Consider the following 562-nt stretch of genomic DNA (forward strand, 5'->3'; position numbering starts at 1 on the left):
CCACAGGCCCAAGGGTGCAGGCTCTTGATTGGCCCGGCCTCACTCGTGCAGGTGATTTCGAAACGACCTACCTGCACCAAAGGAACCCCGCAGCTTAGTGGTGACGGAAGCTTTCGGATGGCACGATTTTTCTTTGATAGTGGCGATCACGATGTGGTCATCCAGGACGAAATCGGCATCGAATGTGCCGGTCTGGAGGAGGTGCGCCGCGTGGGCTTCGAAGGCCTTATCGACCTTACGAAAGATGCACTGACCGAGGTGGACGGGCAGCAAGTATTTGTTGAAGTGCGGAACGAAAACGGCGACAGGATTCTGAGGCTGAGCATCTCGCTTCAGATCAAGCGGATGAGATAACGTGCGATAGGACTTGCTTCGACAGAACGCTGCCGAACGCCGGCACCCCAAACGGAGCGGCGACGAAGCCGAATGCCCCGTGGCCGGACTGTCGCACGAAGATGCCGCCGCCATTTGCGACCAGCTCGGGTTCTCCACATTGGAGAAATCGGAAAGCCGCAGCAGAAGGGCATGCCCGCCTCAGTGGCGCAATCCGACTGATTTAATC

General features: G+C 57.8%; 1 protein-coding gene. It reads left to right on the forward strand.

Annotated elements, in window-relative coordinates; all coding sequences use genetic code 11:
* Positions 1-354 (forward strand): hypothetical protein (locus tag EN991_RS39050; protein WP_245461214.1); only part of this gene is annotated, 354 nt, incomplete at its 5' end.
* Between the last annotated feature and the right edge of the window lie 208 nt (positions 355-562).

Source organism: Mesorhizobium sp. M7A.F.Ca.US.005.03.2.1 (genome assembly GCF_003997795.1).
In the GTDB taxonomy this organism is placed as follows: Bacteria; Pseudomonadota; Alphaproteobacteria; order Rhizobiales; family Rhizobiaceae; genus Mesorhizobium; species Mesorhizobium ciceri.